The sequence below is a fragment of the Paramagnetospirillum magnetotacticum MS-1 genome, from assembly GCF_000829825.1.
Classification (GTDB): domain Bacteria; phylum Pseudomonadota; class Alphaproteobacteria; order Rhodospirillales; family Magnetospirillaceae; genus Phaeospirillum; species Phaeospirillum magnetotacticum.
On sequence record NZ_JXSL01000036.1, the window covers coordinates 1 to 17,971 of the forward strand.

Genomic DNA, 17,971 nt, shown 5'->3' on the forward strand with positions numbered 1-17,971 from the left:
CGAGCACGTTGAGCAGCCTGAAGGCCCTCCCGTCCTCCAGCCGGTCAGCCATGAAATCCATGGACCACACCTGGTTGGGGACATCGGGCACCGTCAGTTCCTCGGGCTTGTCGCGCTTGAGCCGCTTGCGGGGTTTGATGCGCAGGTTCAATTCCAACTCCCGATAGATCCGGTAGACCCGCTTGTGGTTCCAGCCATGGCCCCGGACGTTGCGCAGGTACAAGAAGCACAGCCCGAAGCCCCACGTCCTGCGGGACGTTGTCAGTCCGACCAACAGATCGGCGATCTCCTCGTTCTCGGGGCGGAGCTTGGGACTGTAGCGATAGCACGTCTCGCTCAGCCCGAAGGTCCGGCATGCCAAAGCAATGCTGATGCCCCGTCGCGCCACCGCTGTCTCGGCCATCTCCCGGCGCTGGGATGGCCGGCTCATTTTTTTCCCAGGGCCTCACGCAGCAGCTCGTTTTGCAGGCTGAGCTCGGCGAACATCTTCTTCAGCCGCCGGTTCTCATCCTCAAGGCCCTTCATCTCCGAGATCATGGACGCGTCCATGCCTCCGTACTTGGCCCGCCATTTGTAAAAGGTCGCGCTGCTCATCTGGTGCTCGCGGCACAGGTTCAGCACCGGAATGCCGTCCTCCGCCTGGCGCAGGATCGCCATGATCTGGGCATCCGTAAATCGGCTCTTCTTCATTCGAATCTCCTCGTTCCGTGAACCGAGAAAATTCTACGTTCCGATCCCTCTATTTCCAGGGGGGATTACCAAACGATCACGATGTGCGCTGGCGACGGAAGCAGATGACGCAACTTCCCCAGACATTCAGGCCAAGGCCCACCGGACATTGTCAGATCGAGCAGAGCCAAGTCGATGCCCGATTCACGTTCTCCCGCCTCAATGACTTCTGCGAAACTGCTCGCTTCCACAATGTGCGAAGCTTCCGCGTACAGGGTGAGGATGTGACGCAGACCTTCGCGAAATAACTGGTGATCATCGGCAATAAGGATCTTCATCGGAACTGCCAGGCCCACTTTTCACGCCATTGGCCATATGAGAGTTACGTCCAAAGTATGCTTCAATTCCGTCCGGAATGCACCTGATAATGCAGATCCCCTTGATATTCGGGCACACATTGTCAACACGCAGTTCCATCAATTGGCGTATCAACGGGTCTGGACGAGAGCCTCATCGATCTTGGTGAAGCCGCTGCCGACTCCCAGTTGAGACACATGGACGGTTACCGAACCATAACCATCGATCTTCGCCAGCCGCACCATGGTTCCCGACTTCGGGACGTCGATGATGCTGTCCACCGACCAAACCGTCCGGCTCCGACCGTCACTCTGATAAAGATCGCCGAGGGCAACAGCTTTCATGACCCACTCCCCTTGGGAGCGTTTCATTGCACACTGATGACGGCCTGATCAAGTGACAGATTGAAACCAAGATAGGCCCAACCTGGGGGCATAGCGATCACTTGCTGCGCGGCTGCCAACGGGCTCAACGCGTGTCTTGTCTGCCGCTATCAAATTGCTTGACGGATCTTGGAGATAGAGCACAATTCCTTCAGGGGAGCAGTTTCGCCAATTCGGCCCCCCCCCGCGAGGCCGACCGGGCCGCCTTCGACAGCCACCCGGTCGGCCATCTGCATTTTGGGAACACTCATGCGTCACTTTGGTCTATCTGCGCCTCCGCCAATGCGCCGCCGCTCCAAGCCATGGTTTGCGTGGCTGGCTGTGGTGGCAGCTATTGCGGGGGTGGTAGCAGTCTGGGTCCGATAGTGGCGCAACGGGGCCATAGCGTACCTGCGCCTTGAGCGGCGGTTGGCGGGGGGGGGGGCAGTCTGTACCTTTTTGGTTCGCCATCCAGGGCACGGCCCCGCAGGTGCCGCCAGCAGGATAAGGACCGCCTCCCACCGCAATCTCTATCCGCCACGGCGAGGCCACTCTCCGGCAGAAAAATGTGTAGAGATTTTCGGACTTCGGATAGAATGTTTCCCTCCGGTGAAAGCCATTTGGATCAAACCGGGTGAAGCATGTTATCCGTCTCGATGACGTTCAAGGCTTTGGCCAGCGACAGGCCCTGGTAGAAGCAGTGCCACTCTCCGGTATGCCGGTGCCACATGACATCGAAGCGATCCCGTCCCATCCAGTCCAGCCGGGTGAATGGGGCGTCGGAATTCTTCACCCAGGTCGAATGCCGGATCATGTTATGTGGTTTTCAGACCAACTCGGCTTCCGCGTATCCTGAGATGCGAATAAAAACGTCACTACAAAAGGTCATTCGCCCCTGAAGGTCCGTCTTGCTGACGATGATCTCATTGTCACGGAAGTTGTGCCCACTTCCGCTAATGCAGATGGCCATGCTGATAGCCTCCCTTGACAGGCCTTCGGCTATGAGCCTTTGTTGCATTGGTCATATCACCTGCGGATGGTTTGGCACAATCAGCTCGCTGAGCGGCACCAGAACTACCTGGGGCCAAAAGCCACTTTAGGGAGGCGAAAATGGAAGCCAGTGATGGCGCTCGAGGTGCAATCCCTGAATGGACCCCCGACATGTCCGTGGGCAATGACACGCTGGACTCCGACCATAAGGCATTTTTTGACATTGCTCGACTGCTTTACGATTCGCTCGCCGATAAGCGGGAACAGGGCTTGATCATCGCCAGCACTCTCTTGATCCTGGAAGAGTATGTAGATGGGCATTTCCTTCGCGAGGAAAAGGCGCTGAAGGCGGTCGGATATACGCAACTCTCTGAACATCACCATAAACACCGTAAGTTTCAAGCCAGGGTGAGGGCGATTTCCGAAACCTATCAAAGTGGGACCAAGTCAGCGGCGGACGACCTTCCCGACCTCGTTATCAAATGGCTCACTCACCACATTCTCAATGAGGACATGCAGTATAAGCGGTGGATAAGAGATTCCGCCGTGGATCCTCGCCCTCTCGCCTTCCTGGCAGCGGAAGCCGCAGGATAGTGCTCACCAAACAGTGAGCCTGTCAGGCACGACAAATCGTAGATTCTGGCCGATGGGCGGAAATCTGCTGAATAGCGGCACTTGATAAAATCGGGCAGTGCGAACGAGGTGTGCCCAGAACTTCCATTCCATGAGCGCCGAGACATTCCCCCCGAACGAGGTCTTGCGCATTATGACGCGAGCCCGCTTCACACAACATCAACGCCTTGGCCTTCGTGGCCACCCCGGCCGGTTGGTAACGCGTTACCGGCAGCTGCAGATGAAAGTAACGTCGTTGCCATTTGCGGGAAGCCCAGGTGGCATTCTTGGCCCTGGCGCTACACAGCCCCCCCTCCGTTCCTCGGCGCCACCGGAGTGGTGCGCACTGCGTTCAAGGTTAAAGCCAGATCATGCCTCGTATGGTCAGATCACTTTTGACGCGATCCTGGCCACGTGCAGAGTTTTTCGGCACATCACCACAGACAGCCTCATGGCGTTCCGTCTTCCATGGCCTGACGGTCGATTGCGCACTTCATTTATTGTGTGGCAGATGGACGCAACCAATGCATCCCGCAATGGCTTCAATGGCTCTCTCGAGAGAACCGCCATCAAAAGCAATTCCGTCACTTGTTCAAGCTTGTCTGGCGTCTCTATATATGGCAAATGCCTAACTGTATCTATAAAGCATTGATCAAGTGCGCTTTTATTTTGTTCTGAATTCGAATTCATGGTCAATTTGTTCACAGTATTTGTTTATTTGATGTGGCCGCGTTTGGCGCGTATTTCTGGTTAATCCTTGAAAATCTGTTCCTCATGGATCCGCCGCAATGCCTCCTCAATATGATCGGCAACGGCGGGATTCTCGGCCAATTGCATCAGAGATTTGCCCCCAAACCTCTCCTGCGGCTCCGTCAACCAGATGCAGGCCTTATCCTCATCGCCGAAAACATGGTTTGCCAAAAGGGTTAAACGATGGGCTCGGCCGACACTGATCCCGGTCAGCACAGGTTGCGGCGGTTCGGGCGTGACTGTCTCAACGATGCCCCGTGGGTCATCTCCGACGAGAATCTGGCGGATCTTGGCGACGATCTCCGCCAGTTTCGCCTCTCGATCAGGTTCGCTATCCACCGTGATCATCATCGTCCAATAGGCTCCAAGCGCGTCTCAAAACCCTTGTTCGTCCAGACTTTCGCATTATCTACTGGGCCGGCCATCAACTGACAAGGTGCTAAGCGTGGACGAAATTGATACCGCCAACGAACGGGCGGAATTGATGGCCAATTTGGCCATCAAGGTTGCTCTCAGCCGCCAGCCCAAGACCCCGACCACCTGCAGGCAAACACCCATTGCCCTGCGCCAGTTTCCTTTCTCCGCTTTAAGAGCTGAACAGCGGTGCCGGACCGGGGGGCAATGTGATCCTTGGTATGAGCGCTGGGCTTCGACCAAATTCCGGCCTCGAGATCAATATCCTCCCAGCGGGCCGTGAAGACTTCACCTTTGCGGGCCCCGGTGAGGGTCATAAGCCGGATGGCGTCGCAGGAATCCTGCTGAGGATGGCTGGCGATGGCTTCTAAAGCCTTTTGCGTCGGATGTGACGCAAAAGGCTTTAGTCTTATGTATGCCCTCGCCGGGCGCAAACCTACGGTTTGCTTGGCCGCTCGCTCAATGCTCGCCAAAACGGTTTGCGCCAGATAAAGCGCAAACCGCTTTAGCACACGAGTCGTTCAGCATGTTGATGCCGCGCTGCATGGCCTTGACCCCGGAGCCGTAGCCGTCGGTCTCGGCGATGGCGCCGATCTTGTCGCCCATGGCGGCCGAGACAATCCGAGGGGATGTGTGCACCATCACGCGGCCCGTGGCTTGATCTCTTGCTCGATGGTGTTGCCGCTCTCCATCTCGACCTTCGATAGGTCATGGGCAGTCTGGAGGTTGATCCAGAACTGCGGCGACGTGCCGAAATAGCGCGCCAGGCGCAAGGCGGTGTCAGCGCTGACGGCGCGGCGTCCATGGATGATTTCGCTGATCCGCGTGACCGGTACCCGCAAGGCGATGGCCAGGGCATTGGCGCTCATGCTCAGCGGTTCAAGAAACTCCTCGCGCAGCACTTCACCGGGGTGGGTTTTGATCCGCATGGCGTTCTCCTCAGTGGAAATCCACGATCTCGACTTGGGCAGGGCCGTCCTCAATCCAGACGAAGCAGACCCGCCATTGGTCGTTAATTCTGATGCTGTGCTGCCCCTTGCGGTCTCCCTTCAGGGCCTCCAGGCGATTGCCGGGCGGGGCCAGAAGGTCGGTGAGAACGTGGGCAGCATCCAGCATATCGAGCTTGCGGATTGCGACCTTGGCGAAGGCGGCAAACTGCCTCGGGATTTCTCCTTGCCACAGGGCCTCTGTGTCTTTGTCCGCGAAGCTCTTGATCATGAGGAGATCGTATAACGTGACGCGTTAAACGTCAAGCGGAGTGGCCGTGGTACTGTCGCCAAGTGGCCGGCTTCCAGTTCGTCTGACTACGGACCATCCAGGAGACCAAGTCGATAGGCCGGACCTCGGTCGGGGCGATGCCGACCTCATCGGCAAAGGCCCTCAAACATCGCCAACCGACGTTTTGATAGCGGACCTCAGTGGCAGCAGTTTTCGTCGGAATGACAGAAGAATGGCAGGGCTCAGACATCGTCTCCCCCTGTTACTCCAACATCGGGAAGGGTCCTGGCCGTTGATCTTCCGGGTATCCCTATCCAGCCCCTGCAGGCTCCCGCTGATTTGCCCGTAACCGACCCCGAGTGCCAGGGTGTCCTCCTCACGGCCAGCGAACAGGCCCTTGTAGCTAATGCCGCCATCCAGATAGAAGGGCACCTGGTTGCGGTCCGAAGGCGAGACGCCGCCACGCAGGAACACGCCCAGCCCTTCTTCGGACCAGCGCTGCCCCTTGATCAGCATCTGGTCGATGACGAAATAGACGCCACCATTCCCCCAGACCGGATTCCCGATTCCGGTGGTGTTTCCGTCAGCCAGTGATTGACCAAGATTGTCGAAATGCTGGTCGTTGAAACGGGCGCTGTGATACCAAGCCCGGCCCCGCCAGATTGATATTGCGGCCGTAATGGGGGCCGGTGACCGAGGTCATGGGTGGCAGCGGGCCGGCGGCCTTGAAGTCGCTGCCCGGCTTGGTCACCACATAGGACGCCGTCACATAGGGCAGCCACTCGCCCTTGCCAAAGCCGTTGGGGTTGTTCTTCAGGGCATGAACATCGGCCTGCAGATAGATATCGGCGTTGTCCGGGCCGTATCCGACATGGCATCGGCGGCGGCAGCCTTGCGCTCGGGGGTATAATTGGCGATGGCGGCATCGCCGCCCTCAAGGATCAGGGCGATGGTGGCGGGAACATCCACCGACTTCGCCGAGACGGGAAACGCGGCGAGGACTATCATCGAGACGGCCAGAATTAGGTGGCGAATCATTTCTTCCCCTCATTTCCATCGGGATCCACTTTGGCGGCATCGAGTGCCTTGCCGTCTTGGCGCAACTCCCTGCGCAGCGTCTCGGCCAGGGCGGACACGTCGCCGGTTCCGGGCTTGCTTGCGGCCTTGCGGAGATTGTTGAACATCTCTTCCACATCGGCGGTATGGGAGATGCCGAAGTTGGAGCGCTCTGCAATCTCCATCTTCTTTTCTTCGAAGGTGCCGAAATAGGCGGTGTGGAACGCCGCCTTGGCGTCCTCGATCTTGCCTGCCTTGGCAAAGGTTTCGACCTTGGTAACCTCTGTGCAAACTTCCCCGGCGATTCCAGCCCAATAGCCACCGGCTGCCCATGCCGAGGCTGATACAAGGAGCAGGGCAGTGCACATTCCGATCGACCAGGTCCATTTCATCTGGAACCCTCCCTTAGTGAGTTTGCTAATGACTCGAATTCGCTGTGGGTGTAGTCGAACGAGGGTCGCTAGTGCAAGTGATACGCGCTCGCATCCAGGCAAAATGACGAGCCTTGGAGTAGGCGGAGATGGGCAAGCGCCACTCTCCTCACATGTCAGCGTATGGCCGGTGGCACACCCGAGACATCCACGGCAGTCATCCCAATGGCCGCTTTTGAGCGCATCGAGGTGCCGGGGCCGGTCAAGGTAGATTGGGCGGTCCTGACCATCGACAAGCTGATCTTGAAGGAGGGCGCCCGGGGAAACTTCTGAGCCCCGCCCGTCGCCGGTGCTGCATCATGGCGGTGTGCGAGTGGTTGGCTGTGCCGGAGCGCCGGACTTGCCCGGTGCAGGGGCAGCCACGCTCGACACGGCGACGTGAGCCACAGGGTCGGGATGATGAAGAGGCGCTGACCGCCGCCGCCAACTCTCCGGTCAGCCCGGCGATGATATGGCGCAGGGATTCGACGTCATCGGGAAGGGAGGAAGCGGCTTCGTTTTATTGCGGCTGGGGGGGGCGGTCAGTCTGCAAGCCCTTAACAGGGGCGGACTCTTGCCGTACCTGCGATGTGCCGGAGGCTGCCAGAGCTCTATCGCTTCTGATTTTTATTTGCGTCGCAACTTAATAATATCTTTAAACAATTTATCTTGAGAGCATGCGGGAGCTTGGCTCGCCCCGCCAGTGGGTGTGTCGTTGGTGGTTGCCATTATTTTGCAGTATTGCATCAAAATGTAAGAATTCATAAATTCTTTGTTTAAGTCAAAAGAGTTCTCAAACGAACTAGCGGCAAGATCAAATTGATAATTCTTGCGATATGCAATGCCAAGATAAAAATGCGCCAAAAACAACATCTCATCAGATTGATTCATGTCAATCCACGCGCTGTACAGCCTAATTGCACGCACGAAATCACCCGCACTAACTGCCTTTTCGGAAATTTCTATGATTTCGGAGATCGAAAATCCGTCATTCGACACGCCAAATGCCCTCCAGGGTTGTTTGGCGCTGATTAGCAGGCGGCGGAAAAACTCTCGGGGCCTTCCCCTGGATCGTCATCCCCGCGAAAGCGGGGATCCATGTTGGGGCAAGGCCGTGCTGTCGCCACAAGATATAGCGATGCGGATGCATGGATTCCCGCTTTCGCGGGAATGACGAAAGGAAAAGGGCTTTTTTCCGCAGCCTGTTAGATCGCCTTGCGTGCCGGGATGTGATCAAGACTGAGAGTGACTTTGAAGGAGTCTGCGCCACTTTGGAGATATCGTTCTTGAGTATGATATCGAGGACGACGTTGTGGGAGCGGGTCCTGCCGCGGTTGTTGTTGATGCTGCTTTTGCCGGTATCAAGAGATGTGTCTCGGACATAGCGGTTTCGCTGTAGAGCAAGGTGCGGCGGGTGACGCGAATGTTGGCTCTCTGCCGGCCCCAGACGACCACGGCACCGGCGAAAGCGGCCGTCAAACCCAGCCATGTAAACCGGATCTTGGAGCGGTGACGAACTGGCGGCGGCAGATAGGCCAAAGTGACGCATACCGTTCTCCCAAAATGCAGATGGCCGACCGGGTGGTTGTCGAAGGCGGCCCGGCCAGCCTCGCGGAAGGGGGGCGAATTGGCGAATCGGCCCTCCTGTCGGAATTGTGCGCGATCTCCAAGAGCAGTCAAGCAATTGATACCGGCAGACGAGGCGCGCGTAGAGCCCGTTGGCTACCGCATAGAGGGAGCCGCGGTCGCCCCCAGGTTCGGCTGGCGAAGATTGACGGTTATGGCTCGGCAACCGTCCATAGCCCGAAAGGTGGTCTCGCCTTACCTGTCCCGCTGATTTCGCGGGGACGTCCGAAGCCCTTTAGCCGAATAAATCGGCATAAGGGTCAAGCTCCGCTTCGGGCCGTTTCTTCGGCGTCTTCGGACGGACCGGCGCCTTGGGCGTTTGGAACGAGGAAATGGCGTTCCAGACCTTGAGGAACAGGCTTTCGCGGCCATCCAAGATACCCGCCTCCTCCCGCTTTTGCCAATGGACCTCGCCCAGCCCGGTTTTGACGGACTGACCCGTAGCCACGGCCTGCGTGGCTTCGACGGCCGGAGCGGGGGGCGGCGGGGCGAGCTCGGCGTCAGCCGGACCTGCGTCCCGAAGATCGCTTCGCCGGGGCTTCGGCGTCCTGGCCTTGGCGCGCTTGGTGGCGGAAGGGGTGGGCGTCCGCTCCGTGTCGGCGGCACAGGAGGCCGCATTGTCGCAAACCGGCTCTCTGCATTTCCTGGTCACTTGCCGCGTCCATCCCATCACTTGAGGTCTTGAATTACGTCTTATCAGATTCGCGGAGAGTTTTCGCCATTTCATGGAGGCCAAGGGGGAAGGCGATCTCCAAGGGCGGTGACAGAGGGGCGCCGCGCAGGGTATATGGATGGTTTGGTCGGGTGCGGGATTCCTGCGGCAAGGCGTGATCAAATGACAACCACGGACCGTGATGCCGATTGGGTCGGATGGTGCCGCGATCAGGCGGCTCTGTTGCGGCGCCTGCCCGTCGCCGCCTGCCCGGTGGGGCTTGACCCCCAGGCGCTGGCTCAAGAGATCGAAAGCGGGGCGACTTTGAAGGTGGATCAGGCGGCCGGGTGGATCTTTCGCGCCTTGCTGGCCGTGGTGAAGCTTGCGGCCTACGATGATCGCGGCCAATTGCAGCGCCTGGATTTCGCCCAGTCCCAGCTGGCCCTCGTCTGGCGGCCGGGCATTCGGCGGCACCTGGATATGGACGATGTATGGCTACAGGTCCGCGAGGCGGCCGGGCAGATTCGGCCGACCGCCATTGAACTGCCCCGATCCTGCCCGATTCTGCTGGAGGACATGGTGCCTCGGAATGGTGGGGCTTTCGATGTCGGGACCATGGAGGCGAAGCTGCTGCGGGCGGGGCTGAGCCGCCGGAGCGCCTAATGGTCGGGACCTGCTATTTTTCGTTAATTCACCCTGGGCAAGTGTTGCTGCATATGCCGTGAAGATCGGCGCGCGCCTCCCGCTGGATATAACTAGAGATTTATATATCATCTGCCAGTTTTGATATAATTGTCGTTTATACCATGTCACAATCTCCTCTGGACTCTGACCATGCGTCCCATTTTTAAGCGAGCACTCATCGTCGAGGATTCGCCGCAGATGCGGACGCTGATCAAGGTCGTCTTGCATCAGTTGGGCGTGGCGGAAATCGTTGAGGCGGAGGACGGTAACGAGGCTTTGCAGGTCCTGCGTGAAGGCGGGGCTGATCTTGTCGTCATGGATTGGATGATGCCGGGCATGGATGGCATTGAATGTACCCGGCGCATCCGAGCCGGGCAGGATGGGATTGTCCCAAGTATTCCCATAATCGTTGCCACCGGGGTGCAAGGCGACGGCGCCGAATCAATGGCCTTAGCGGCCGGAGCCAATTGCTTCCTAAAAAAGCCATTCTCCATCAAGAGGCTGCACGCTGCTTTCGAGATGGTTCTGGGCGAGAGTGCCGCCTCGATGAACTGACGTGATCGTCGATTCCGCACGGGGTCGGACGGATGGCTTGCTTGCTGTACCCCGATTCCCGCCGTCGGCATCCCATCGGCCTTGTTTCAGGGACGCAATAACCCCAGGACAGGGGGGGCTGATCTGGAAAAGCAGCCATGGGGAGGGGGCTGAATCGTGCCGTGTGGACCATTTCTTTCCCGTGGGTTGTTCGGCGCAATCCAATACTCGCGGCGAGGCTGCAACCGATTTGTAATATTTATGAGATGTTTCGCATAAGTCAGCAATTGATTTAGATCGCGTCTAATTAACGGCGATTTTTACTTGCCTCCCCCCCCCCCCCTACGTGTAATAAACTGTGCGAATAACCGGACAGAAAATATGGGTATTGTAGGAGGGGGGTGGTGGTCGCTACGAATATCGGCGGAGCAAAGGCACTGGCAATGTCGCCGACGGTCGGCAAGACCGTGGCGATTTGTGTCAGTGCCGGTATTGGGTGGGGTGTGCTTTCGGTTCTCGCCGTAGCGGCATTGGGCAGTGTCTATCTATGCCGCAAATTCGCCGGGGAATTGGACGAACCCGTCAGCGATCTTGAGGCATAGGCCGCGATCATTTCGTTTGCCACGCCATGCGTGACGATGATCTGGCCCGACTTGCGGAAAAAATCGTGCTGGCGTGGGCGGGCGGTAGCGGTCGGGCGATCAAGCCGAAACAGGACGTCGTGGCGTCGGTTTTCATGACACTGCGCGAAATCCGCGAGCACGGCCATCCGCTATCGGGCGGGCATGGACCGTCCAAGGCCGCCGACCAGCGGACCGGACATGACACCTCGGTCAAGCTGATCTGCTGCCCCGACTGCGATTCCATCATGCGAAACCCTGCCGCCCTGGCTCGGCATCGGCGGTTCTGCGTCAAGGGAATGCGCAAGATCAACCTTTCGACAGACTGATACCAGATCCAAGTGATCGCAACCGATCACCGGGATCGCCCACAGTCGCCGGGCACCGCCCGTGGCGGCTTGGCTTCCGCGCCATTAGAGCGTGATGCCCAAAATGTGCATCACGCTCTCTCAGTTTATTCGTTGCCCCTCTGCCTTAGCGCGCGCCTCCGCGCTTGGCCGCGCCCTCAATGGGCGCAGGAGCACCGCGCCTCATATTTGAGGCTCGATGCTCTAGGCGCGCGGCCATCGAAATATATTTCGACCCCCCGGAGGGGAGGGCCTAACCAAATCCAGATGAGTCTGCCTCATCGGGATTTGGTTAGGCCCATCCGTCGCGGGGTGTCTTCTGCCCCGCTTGGTTCCTGCCATGCCGCCCCGAAGTGGGCGGCCGGCCGGAACGGGGGGCGTCAGGCCAGTTCGTCCCGCAAGATGTCCTCGTCGGAAGCGCCGTTGGCAGCTTTGCCGCGGTTCAGTTCCTTCTCGACCAGATCGACGCCGCGATCCCAGGCATATTTGGCGGCAACGCCGGCCACCAAGGCGGTGCCCAGCGATACAACCAAGCCGCCGCCGACGGCGGTCGCGGCCACGGCGGAAAGCGCGGTGGCCAGGCCGGCGCCGACGGTTTCCTTGCCGGTATCGATGGCCGCTTCGGTATTGGTGATGCGCTTTTCCTTCAGGAGGCGGACGTTCTTGGCCAAGGCGGCGGCGCCGCCGACCAGGGCGCCGAGAACGCCGACGCCGGGAACGGATTTCGCCAGATAGGGGGCAAGGTGAAAGGGCATTACGATGGTCCTTGTGGTTTGGATGTCGGTCTTATTCTTCCCCGGCCGCAGCCAGGAGCGCATCATCGGACAGGTCGGGGGTGCCGTGGCGGCGTCGCGCCCAGACATAGAGCGCGGCGGCCCCGGCCAGTCCGGCGGCCCCCAGAAGGAACGGCCCCCAGGCGCCGAGTCCCAGACCGAGGCCGAGGCCAAGCCCCTTGGCGGACAGCATGGCACTGCCGGTTCCGGCGGCGGTGATGGGAGTGACGGTGCTGGCTCCGGCGGTCAGCAGCGACGAGGCTGATCCAGCGCCCACGGCGGCGGCTCCGCCGGTGCCGGTGACGGCGGCCGGAATGAATTTGGCGGCGATGGCGCCGCCGCCGACGGCCTTGCCCGCTCCGGCGGTCAGGGGCTTCAGGACCAGGAATTTGCCGGTGGTGCCGCCGATGACGGGGCTGGGGGCGACCACGAAGGTCTTGCCCACCAGGCCGCCGGTCTGGGTCGCGGCGTTCTGGACGTTGATGGCGATCAGATCGCCGCCGCCGACCGGGTTCAGATACAGCATGCCGGCCGCCTTGGTTCCGGCGGCGACGGGGGGCTGGGCGATGGTGAAGCTCTTGCCGGCCAGGGCGGGCAGGTTGACGGCGGCGGCGGTGCCTTCCACCTTCATCATCACCAATTGTCCCGCGCCCGTGGCGGCGGCGGCGGCCTTGGCGCCGGTGACCGGGGTCAAGGCGATCCAGTTGCCGATACCGCCGATGGCGGCGGGGGTCTTGCCGACCATCACGGTCTTGCCGACCAGGGCCTGCAGTTCAGCCACCTGCCGGGTCGCGTCCAACTTGACGATGATTGGCGCCTGTCCGGCGGCGGAGGGGGTGATGGTGGCGAGATTGGTGGCCGCCGACACCTTGGTGACCGTCGCGGTCTGACCGGCGAGGGCGGAAACCTGGGACGCCTGCATGGCGCTTTCGACCTTGGCCAGGAGTAGGTCCTGCATCGTGTCTGTCTTTCCTTACGGCGGCGAGAATGCCGCTATGCGCCTGAAACCGGCGGGCTTGTTGAGCGGCTTTGGATCAGATCAACGCGACGAAATAGCCGACCAGCGGCAGGCGCCAGGTGCGGCGCAGCGCCACCGAGGCCAGACCAGCCACCGACAGAACCAGCACGCCCATGGACGAGAAACCAAACAGCCACTTGCCGATCAGGGGAAGATGCAGGGCGAACATGGCCAGGACGCTCCACATCCACAAGACCAAGCCCTGCTTGGCGTGGAAGTACACATATTCGTCGTCCCGGCTCATCAGCAGCGGGACGAAGCAGAGAATGCCCAGATAGCTCAGGCCCGCCATCAGATAGGAGCGGCAGCCGCAGGGGGTGTTTTCGGTTTCGAGCAAGATTGCCTCAGCCATTGTCGTATCCTCGCTTAAGTCGCATCGGCGGCGGCATCAACCTCCGCCTTGCAGTTTTTCAATTTGCCGACCAGATAGGCGGCGCCCGCCAGCCCGGCGATGCCGACAAGCACGGGTCCCCAGGCACCGAGTCCCAGTCCGAGTCCGAGACAGACACCCTTGCCGGTCAGCATGGCGTTGCCGATGGCGGCAGTCCCGACCGGAGAGGCGACGATGCCGCCCCCGACGCCGAGGGCGGCTCCGCCTGTCCCGACCCCCGCGGCGGCCGAAGCCTTTGCCGGGGCGGCGGCGCTTGCCAAAATCTGCCCTCCAACCTGAGCGACCATGACTCTACACTCCGAATCCTCACTTACAGCCCGGTAAGAGTAATTGAAACAAGAGCCCAGGAAAACAGAAAATGCGTTGATAGCTCCTCTCAACTTCTCTTCGGGTCATGTGATCTTCGGCTGGGGATGACTATGCGCTTCATCTCCAGATATTTTGTTGAGAGTGATTTGCATGCGCGCCAAGCCGGACGGGATTGACGTATTCAATCCAGGTCGGCTTGGGAACGATCCCTTTGGATGTTGACGGTGGCTTGTTTCCTGTGGCACTCGAAAGTCCCCGGCCATGAGGTGCTCGTCATGCTTGATCTTTGGGATGTGGCCGCCGCGCTCGCCGTGGTCGTTTTAGTGGGGGCCTGGGCGGTGCGGCGTTTCTATCGGGGCAAAGGTTGCGGTCTCGGCTGCGGCGGCTGCAAGACGCCAAAGGCGGGAAAGTGCGACTAATTCTCTTTTGCTCTTCTAAAGGAGAAAATAATAGTTGGTCGCAACTTCTCCGCTGTCGTGACGTTGTCCTCGTAACGTGTTGTCCTCCGCAATGATCTCATGTTATTGATGCCGCTAGTCTGAAGGGGGCTGGCGTTTTCAGTCCCGCGCTACTTGATTGTGAGGAGAACCGAGGTGCCAGCTCAGATCGCCAACGGAGTTATTTGCCCCCCAGGGGCCCCGGCCGGAACCAAGGCCGCCGCCGCCATGGGCGAGATGGAGCGCGAGGGCGCCGCCGCCAAGGCTGGGGCTGCCAAGACCGGCGCCGCCGCCAAGACCGGCGCCGTCGCCAAGACCGGCATCGCCGCCAAGACGGGTGTTGCCACCGCCGTTGCCGCTCCGGCGGCTCCTGCCAATGTTGCCGCCGCCCAGGGCGCCGGGACCAAGGTCGCCCTCGGCGCGGGCAAGGCCGCCGCCGGTGCCAAGGTCGTCGGTGGAACCATCTGGACCGGCAAGGGCCTCGGCCTCGGCCTGGGTCTCGGTCTGGGCGCGTGGGGGCCGATCATTCTCGGCGTTGTTGGCGCCGGGGCGGTTTACGCGTATATGAAGAGCCGTGATATCGAATCGGCGCAGAGCGACGAGGAAGTCGAACTGCGCGACGCGCTGGCCTGAACGAGGAGGAGGGGGGAATGACTGAAGCTATCCTTCGCAGCACGCTCGGTGCGCGCACGACGGTCATGGCGGCGCTGTCCTATCTCAGCGTCTTGTGCTTCGTTCCGCTTCTGGTGGATCGGGACGACGAATTCGTCTACTTCCACGCCAAGCAGGGGCTGGTGATCTGGATGTGGGGCGTTTTGGCGCTGTTCGCGCTGCATGTTCCCGTTCTGGGGAAGTGGATTTTCGGTTTCTCGTCCATGGGGGTTCTGGTGTTCTCCCTACTCGGGCTGGTTTCCGTAGTGTTCCAGCGGGCGTGGAAGTTGCCCCTGATCAGCTGGGTCGCCGACCGGATCTGATCTTCGGACCCGATGATGCGCATCTCGACGTCTCGCTTTGGCGGGCGTCGGGATGTTTCGTTTCGGGAGCCCCGCGGGGCCGTGCGCGGGCCGCGTCCGCAGGTCGCTCGCGGCACTTATTAATGGCTTGCCAAAAAGGTCGGCGATCATGAAGATCGCCCCGGCGGACCTGCCTGCCTGGTCGGCGGCAGCGAAGCCAGTGGGAGCGGAGCCTGATGGATAGCAACGAAAAAGAACAGCCCCTGGGCGGACGCCGCCCCGCGCGACGCCGGGACGGAGGCGGTCAGGTGGTGGTTCTCTATCTGGCCGTGATCCTGGTGGGCGGCGTGCTGGCTTGGCCCTTGCTGGCGCCGCGTCTCGGCGGCCTTCCCGGCCCGTGGGCCAAATGGCTGGGGGACGAGATGGGCTCCACGGCCGCCGCGCCCCGACCGGCCGGCTTGGACGAACGGGTGGAGATGCTGGAAGCCTCCCTGGGGCCTTTGGCCATGCGGCTGGCGGAGACCGACCGGCGGTTGACCGTGATTGAAGCCGTGATCCGCAAACAGGAGCACGAACCGCGCAAGGAGGCAGCCGCCGCCGCCGATCAGGCGCAGATGGCGCGTCTGTCCGCCGAGGTGGCCGCCATCAAGGGCGATCTGGACGTGGTCCGCAAGCTGGCGACCGACGAAGGGGGCGCCGCCAAGCTGTCCAGCGCGGTGGAAAAGGCGGAAGCGGCTTTTCGTCGCATCGCCGAACGCCGCGACCGCGCACCCTTGTTCCTGGCGGTGCTGGGGCAACTGCGGGAAGCGGTGGACCGGGGCACGCCTTATCCCGCCCAATTGAAGGCGGCCCTGGCTCTGGCCGAGAAGGGCGGCGCCGACAAGCTGGCGCCATTGACCATGGGGGCGGGGACCGGGGTGGTCTCCCGCGTGGCCCTGGCCGAGAGCTTCCGCATGACGGCGGCGGCGGCGCGCAAGCTCGACGACGTGGCCGAAAGTAGCTGGATTCCTGCCAATATCCGGCATTGGCTGGGATCTGCGGTGGTGGTCCGGCGGGCGGAAAACAGCAATGAAGGCATCGACGGGGCCTTAAACAGCGCCTCCCGGCTGCTGGCGGGCGGCGATCTGGCCGGGGCGGTCACGGTGCTGCGCCATGCCGAAGGTCCCGGCATGGCTGCCATCCAGCCCTGGCTGGAAGCGGCGGAATTGCGTCTGACCGTGGACGCGGTGTTGTCTGAACTGTCGGCGACGGTTATGACCGTCGCCGCGTCCCGGGACGAGTGACCATGCTGTTGCGCCTTATCGTCCTTTTGATCTTCATGTCGCCGGTGGTGCTGGCCACTTTGTGGTTCTCGGACAATGCCGGGACGGTGCAGGTGGAATGGCTGGGTTGGCATGTGGACACCAATATCCCCGTGCTTCTCGGCATTCTTCTGGCGGTGTTCATGCTGTTTTCCGGCCTGACGCGGCTGTCGGCGCTGGTGGCCGATCTTCCTGCCAAGCTGGGCAAGTCGCGACAGGCCCGGGGACGGGAAAAGGGAATGCTCGCCCTTTTGGCGGCGCTGGACGCGGCCGAAAGCGGCGATGTCGGCGACGGCCGCCGCCTCGGAGCAGAGGCGGCCCGGTTGCTGGACAGTCCCGAGCTTGCTGCCCGCCTGGACCGGCTGATACCGCGCCCCGCTGCGCCTCCGGCGGCGACGCTCCGGCCCGAGCCGGCCAAGGGACGGCTGTTCGCGAAGAAGCCGCCCGCACCGCCGGTGGTCGAAAGAGAGCCGCCGCCGCCGGTCAAGGCTGCGCCGCCGCCCGCTCCTGTGGCCGTCGTCGAGACGCCTGGCGCCCCCGCCGATCCCAGCGCCGAGGATGCGGCCGCCTTTGCCGCCAAACTCCGGGATGGGGAGTGGGCGGCGGCCCAGGCATGCATCGACGCCACTCTTTCCGCCGGGCGATTGTCGCCGGCCTTGGCCGCGCGATGGCGGGTCGTGGTGCTGCAAGGGCAGGCATGCCTGGACTCCCAGGACGATCCCGCTCGGTCCTTACGGCTGGCGCGTGAGGCATTGGCCGCCGATCCGGGCTTTCTCCCGGCGGCTCTGCACGTGCTTCGGCAGGAGGTGTCCGAAGGTCGCCGGTCCGAAGCCGAAGCGGTCCTGGCCGCGGTCTGGCGGAGCGCTCCCGCCCGGATTTTGCTGGAAACCTGCGCGCCGCTGTGGCGCGAAGACGATGCTGAAAGCCGTTTGAAGCGGCTTGAGGCCCTGGCGGAATGGGCTCCGCATGATCCCGAAGGCCACCTTGCCGCCGGGGAAGCGGCCGTCGCCGCCGCCAAATGGGGCGTCGCCCGCCGTCACCTCATGGCGGCGCTGAAGATCGCGCCCGATGCGTTGGGATGTCGGCTGATGGCCGAGATCGAGGACAAGGAGCCTGGCGGAGCGGAGCGAGCTGAAATCTGGCGCCGCCGTGAACGCGAAGCTGCGGCAGCGCCCACCTGGGTGTGCGAGGCTTGCGGCGCGACCTCGGGGTCATGGGCGCCTTATTGTTCGGCCTGCGGCGCCGGAGCCGCCATCCAATGGACGCGCCCGGCCCACAAGCCGGAAAATCCGCCCACCCCCGCGAGTGTCCCGCCGTCGGCGGAGGCTCCGCCCGCTCCCGCCGAGCCTAGAGTTTCTCGCATTCAAGCCGAATCAAAAATCGAGAAACTCTAGGCTGTAGTGACAATTTAGTCATTTGAGCCAGAACATGATGCTGGCGAGTTTGACGAAGCCCAGGAAGTTGGCGGCGAGTTTGTCATAACGCGTG

General features: G+C 61.3%; 27 protein-coding genes and 2 pseudogenes. 11 read left to right on the forward strand and 18 right to left on the reverse strand.

The window, feature by feature from the left end:
• The 4 genes and pseudogenes from CCC_RS21890 to CCC_RS21420 all read right to left on the reverse strand — a co-directional run.
• A pseudogene (locus CCC_RS21890) lies at positions 1-690 on the reverse strand (transposase); the annotation flags it as partial.
• A 65-nt stretch (positions 691-755) separates the two neighbouring features.
• Positions 756-1,007: a response regulator gene (locus CCC_RS20765; RefSeq protein ID WP_052473443.1), complete on the reverse strand. Its 252-nt coding sequence runs from the start codon at positions 1,005-1,007 to the stop codon at positions 756-758.
• Between the two features lie 150 nt (positions 1,008-1,157).
• Positions 1,158-1,370 carry a hypothetical protein gene (locus tag CCC_RS20770; RefSeq protein WP_236686432.1) on the reverse strand — a complete coding sequence of 71 codons (213 nt, stop codon included), beginning with the start codon at positions 1,368-1,370 and terminating at the stop codon, positions 1,158-1,160.
• Positions 1,371-2,013: 643 nt separating this feature from the next.
• Positions 2,014-2,202: a DUF3024 domain-containing protein gene (locus CCC_RS21420; RefSeq protein WP_009867415.1), complete on the reverse strand. Its 189-nt coding sequence runs from the start codon at positions 2,200-2,202 to the stop codon at positions 2,014-2,016.
• 296 nt (positions 2,203-2,498) lie between these two features.
• Here CCC_RS21420 and CCC_RS20780 point away from each other — a divergent pair, with 296 nt between their 5' ends.
• A complete protein-coding gene (locus CCC_RS20780; protein WP_041043060.1) occupies positions 2,499-2,972 on the forward strand; it encodes a bacteriohemerythrin in 474 nt (157 codons plus the stop codon).
• Between the two features lie 768 nt (positions 2,973-3,740).
• Here CCC_RS20780 and CCC_RS20785 read toward each other — a convergent pair.
• From CCC_RS20785 to CCC_RS20820, 8 genes are all read right to left on the reverse strand, one after another.
• Entirely contained in the window at positions 3,741-4,091 is a 351-nt protein-coding gene (locus tag CCC_RS20785; RefSeq protein ID WP_041043062.1) for an MbcA/ParS/Xre antitoxin family protein, read from the reverse strand.
• A gap of 522 nt (positions 4,092-4,613) precedes the next feature.
• Positions 4,614-4,796, reverse strand: a complete 183-nt coding sequence (locus CCC_RS20795) for a hypothetical protein (protein WP_041043066.1) — start codon at positions 4,794-4,796, stop codon at positions 4,614-4,616.
• Positions 4,796-5,083: a HigA family addiction module antitoxin gene (locus tag CCC_RS20800; RefSeq protein WP_009867416.1), complete on the reverse strand. Its 288-nt coding sequence runs from the start codon at positions 5,081-5,083 to the stop codon at positions 4,796-4,798. Before CCC_RS20800 ends, CCC_RS20795 begins: the two co-directional genes overlap by 1 nt.
• 10 nt (positions 5,084-5,093) lie before the next feature.
• Complete coding sequence (locus CCC_RS20805) at positions 5,094-5,372, reverse strand: type II toxin-antitoxin system RelE/ParE family toxin (RefSeq protein WP_041043067.1); 279 nt, start codon at positions 5,370-5,372, stop codon at positions 5,094-5,096.
• Between the two features lie 162 nt (positions 5,373-5,534).
• Entirely contained in the window at positions 5,535-6,053 is a 519-nt protein-coding gene (locus tag CCC_RS20810; RefSeq protein WP_082036729.1) for a carbohydrate porin, read from the reverse strand.
• A complete protein-coding gene (locus tag CCC_RS22630; protein ID WP_082036730.1) occupies positions 5,956-6,216 on the reverse strand; it encodes an iron transporter in 261 nt (86 codons plus the stop codon). Before CCC_RS22630 ends, CCC_RS20810 begins: the two co-directional genes overlap by 98 nt.
• On the reverse strand, positions 6,186-6,410 hold the full coding sequence (locus CCC_RS22635; protein ID WP_041043070.1) for a hypothetical protein: 225 nt from the start codon (positions 6,408-6,410) through the stop codon (positions 6,186-6,188). Before CCC_RS22635 ends, CCC_RS22630 begins: the two co-directional genes overlap by 31 nt.
• Positions 6,407-6,820: a hypothetical protein gene (locus CCC_RS20820; RefSeq protein ID WP_041043072.1), complete on the reverse strand. Its 414-nt coding sequence runs from the start codon at positions 6,818-6,820 to the stop codon at positions 6,407-6,409. The genes CCC_RS22635 and CCC_RS20820 overlap by 4 nt, the downstream gene beginning before the upstream one ends.
• A gap of 261 nt (positions 6,821-7,081) precedes the next feature.
• Here CCC_RS20820 and CCC_RS22890 point away from each other — a divergent pair.
• A pseudogene (locus tag CCC_RS22890) lies at positions 7,082-7,275 on the forward strand (IS3 family transposase); the annotation flags it as partial.
• 190 nt (positions 7,276-7,465) lie between these two features.
• Here the strand turns inward: CCC_RS22890 and CCC_RS20825 are convergent.
• Positions 7,466-7,837 (reverse strand): tetratricopeptide repeat protein, encoded by a 372-nt coding sequence (locus tag CCC_RS20825; protein WP_041043074.1) that lies wholly within the window; start codon positions 7,835-7,837, stop codon positions 7,466-7,468.
• An 862-nt stretch (positions 7,838-8,699) separates the two neighbouring features.
• A complete protein-coding gene (locus tag CCC_RS20835; RefSeq protein ID WP_009867971.1) occupies positions 8,700-9,116 on the reverse strand; it encodes a hypothetical protein in 417 nt (138 codons plus the stop codon).
• A gap of 183 nt (positions 9,117-9,299) precedes the next feature.
• On the opposite strand from CCC_RS20835, the gene CCC_RS20840 reads away from it, so the two are divergent.
• From CCC_RS20840 to CCC_RS20850, 4 genes are all read left to right on the forward strand, one after another.
• Positions 9,300-9,779 carry a hypothetical protein gene (locus CCC_RS20840; protein ID WP_009867973.1) on the forward strand — a complete coding sequence of 160 codons (480 nt, stop codon included), beginning with the start codon at positions 9,300-9,302 and terminating at the stop codon, positions 9,777-9,779.
• 171 nt (positions 9,780-9,950) lie between these two features.
• The gene (locus tag CCC_RS20845) at positions 9,951-10,355 is read left to right on the forward strand and encodes a response regulator (RefSeq protein WP_082036731.1); all 405 of its coding nucleotides are present in this window, start codon (positions 9,951-9,953) and stop codon (positions 10,353-10,355) included.
• A 383-nt stretch (positions 10,356-10,738) separates the two neighbouring features.
• Positions 10,739-10,936, forward strand: a complete 198-nt coding sequence (locus tag CCC_RS22320; RefSeq protein WP_152619840.1) for a hypothetical protein — start codon at positions 10,739-10,741, stop codon at positions 10,934-10,936.
• 26 nt (positions 10,937-10,962) lie between these two features.
• Positions 10,963-11,283, forward strand: a complete 321-nt coding sequence (locus tag CCC_RS20850) for a hypothetical protein (protein WP_009867977.1) — start codon at positions 10,963-10,965, stop codon at positions 11,281-11,283.
• Positions 11,284-11,681: 398 nt separating this feature from the next.
• Here the strand turns inward: CCC_RS20850 and mamC are convergent, their stop codons facing one another.
• From mamC to mamG, 4 genes are all read right to left on the reverse strand, one after another.
• A complete protein-coding gene (gene mamC / locus CCC_RS20855) occupies positions 11,682-12,056 on the reverse strand; it encodes a magnetosome protein MamC (protein WP_008620745.1) in 375 nt (124 codons plus the stop codon).
• Positions 12,057-12,087: 31 nt separating this feature from the next.
• The gene (gene mamD / locus CCC_RS22325; protein WP_009867987.1) at positions 12,088-13,032 is read right to left on the reverse strand and encodes a magnetosome protein MamD; all 945 of its coding nucleotides are present in this window, start codon (positions 13,030-13,032) and stop codon (positions 12,088-12,090) included.
• 76 nt (positions 13,033-13,108) lie between these two features.
• Positions 13,109-13,444: a magnetosome protein MamF gene (gene mamF / locus CCC_RS20865; protein ID WP_008620747.1), complete on the reverse strand. Its 336-nt coding sequence runs from the start codon at positions 13,442-13,444 to the stop codon at positions 13,109-13,111.
• Between the two features lie 14 nt (positions 13,445-13,458).
• A complete protein-coding gene (mamG, locus tag CCC_RS20870) occupies positions 13,459-13,770 on the reverse strand; it encodes a magnetosome protein MamG (protein WP_009867990.1) in 312 nt (103 codons plus the stop codon).
• 297 nt (positions 13,771-14,067) lie between these two features.
• On the opposite strand from mamG, the gene CCC_RS20875 reads away from it, so the two are divergent.
• The 5 genes from CCC_RS20875 to CCC_RS22970 all read left to right on the forward strand — a co-directional run bounded on the left by CCC_RS20875 (position 14,068) and on the right by CCC_RS22970 (position 17,877).
• Complete coding sequence (locus CCC_RS20875; RefSeq protein WP_236686433.1) at positions 14,068-14,211, forward strand: FeoB-associated Cys-rich membrane protein; 144 nt, start codon at positions 14,068-14,070, stop codon at positions 14,209-14,211.
• Positions 14,212-14,385: 174 nt separating this feature from the next.
• A complete protein-coding gene (mms6, locus tag CCC_RS20880) occupies positions 14,386-14,862 on the forward strand; it encodes a magnetic particle specific iron-binding protein Mms6 (protein WP_082036732.1) in 477 nt (158 codons plus the stop codon).
• Positions 14,863-14,879: 17 nt separating this feature from the next.
• On the forward strand, positions 14,880-15,203 hold the full coding sequence (mmsF, locus tag CCC_RS20885; RefSeq protein WP_041043082.1) for a magnetosome protein MmsF: 324 nt from the start codon (positions 14,880-14,882) through the stop codon (positions 15,201-15,203).
• Between the two features lie 215 nt (positions 15,204-15,418).
• Positions 15,419-16,465 (forward strand): COG4223 family protein, encoded by a 1,047-nt coding sequence (locus CCC_RS20890; protein ID WP_011383392.1) that lies wholly within the window; start codon positions 15,419-15,421, stop codon positions 16,463-16,465.
• Between the two features lie 2 nt (positions 16,466-16,467).
• Positions 16,468-17,877, forward strand: coding sequence for a heme biosynthesis protein HemY (locus CCC_RS22970; RefSeq protein ID WP_041043084.1), 1,410 nt, complete (start codon positions 16,468-16,470; stop codon positions 17,875-17,877).
• The last annotated feature ends 94 nt before the right edge of the window (positions 17,878-17,971 follow it).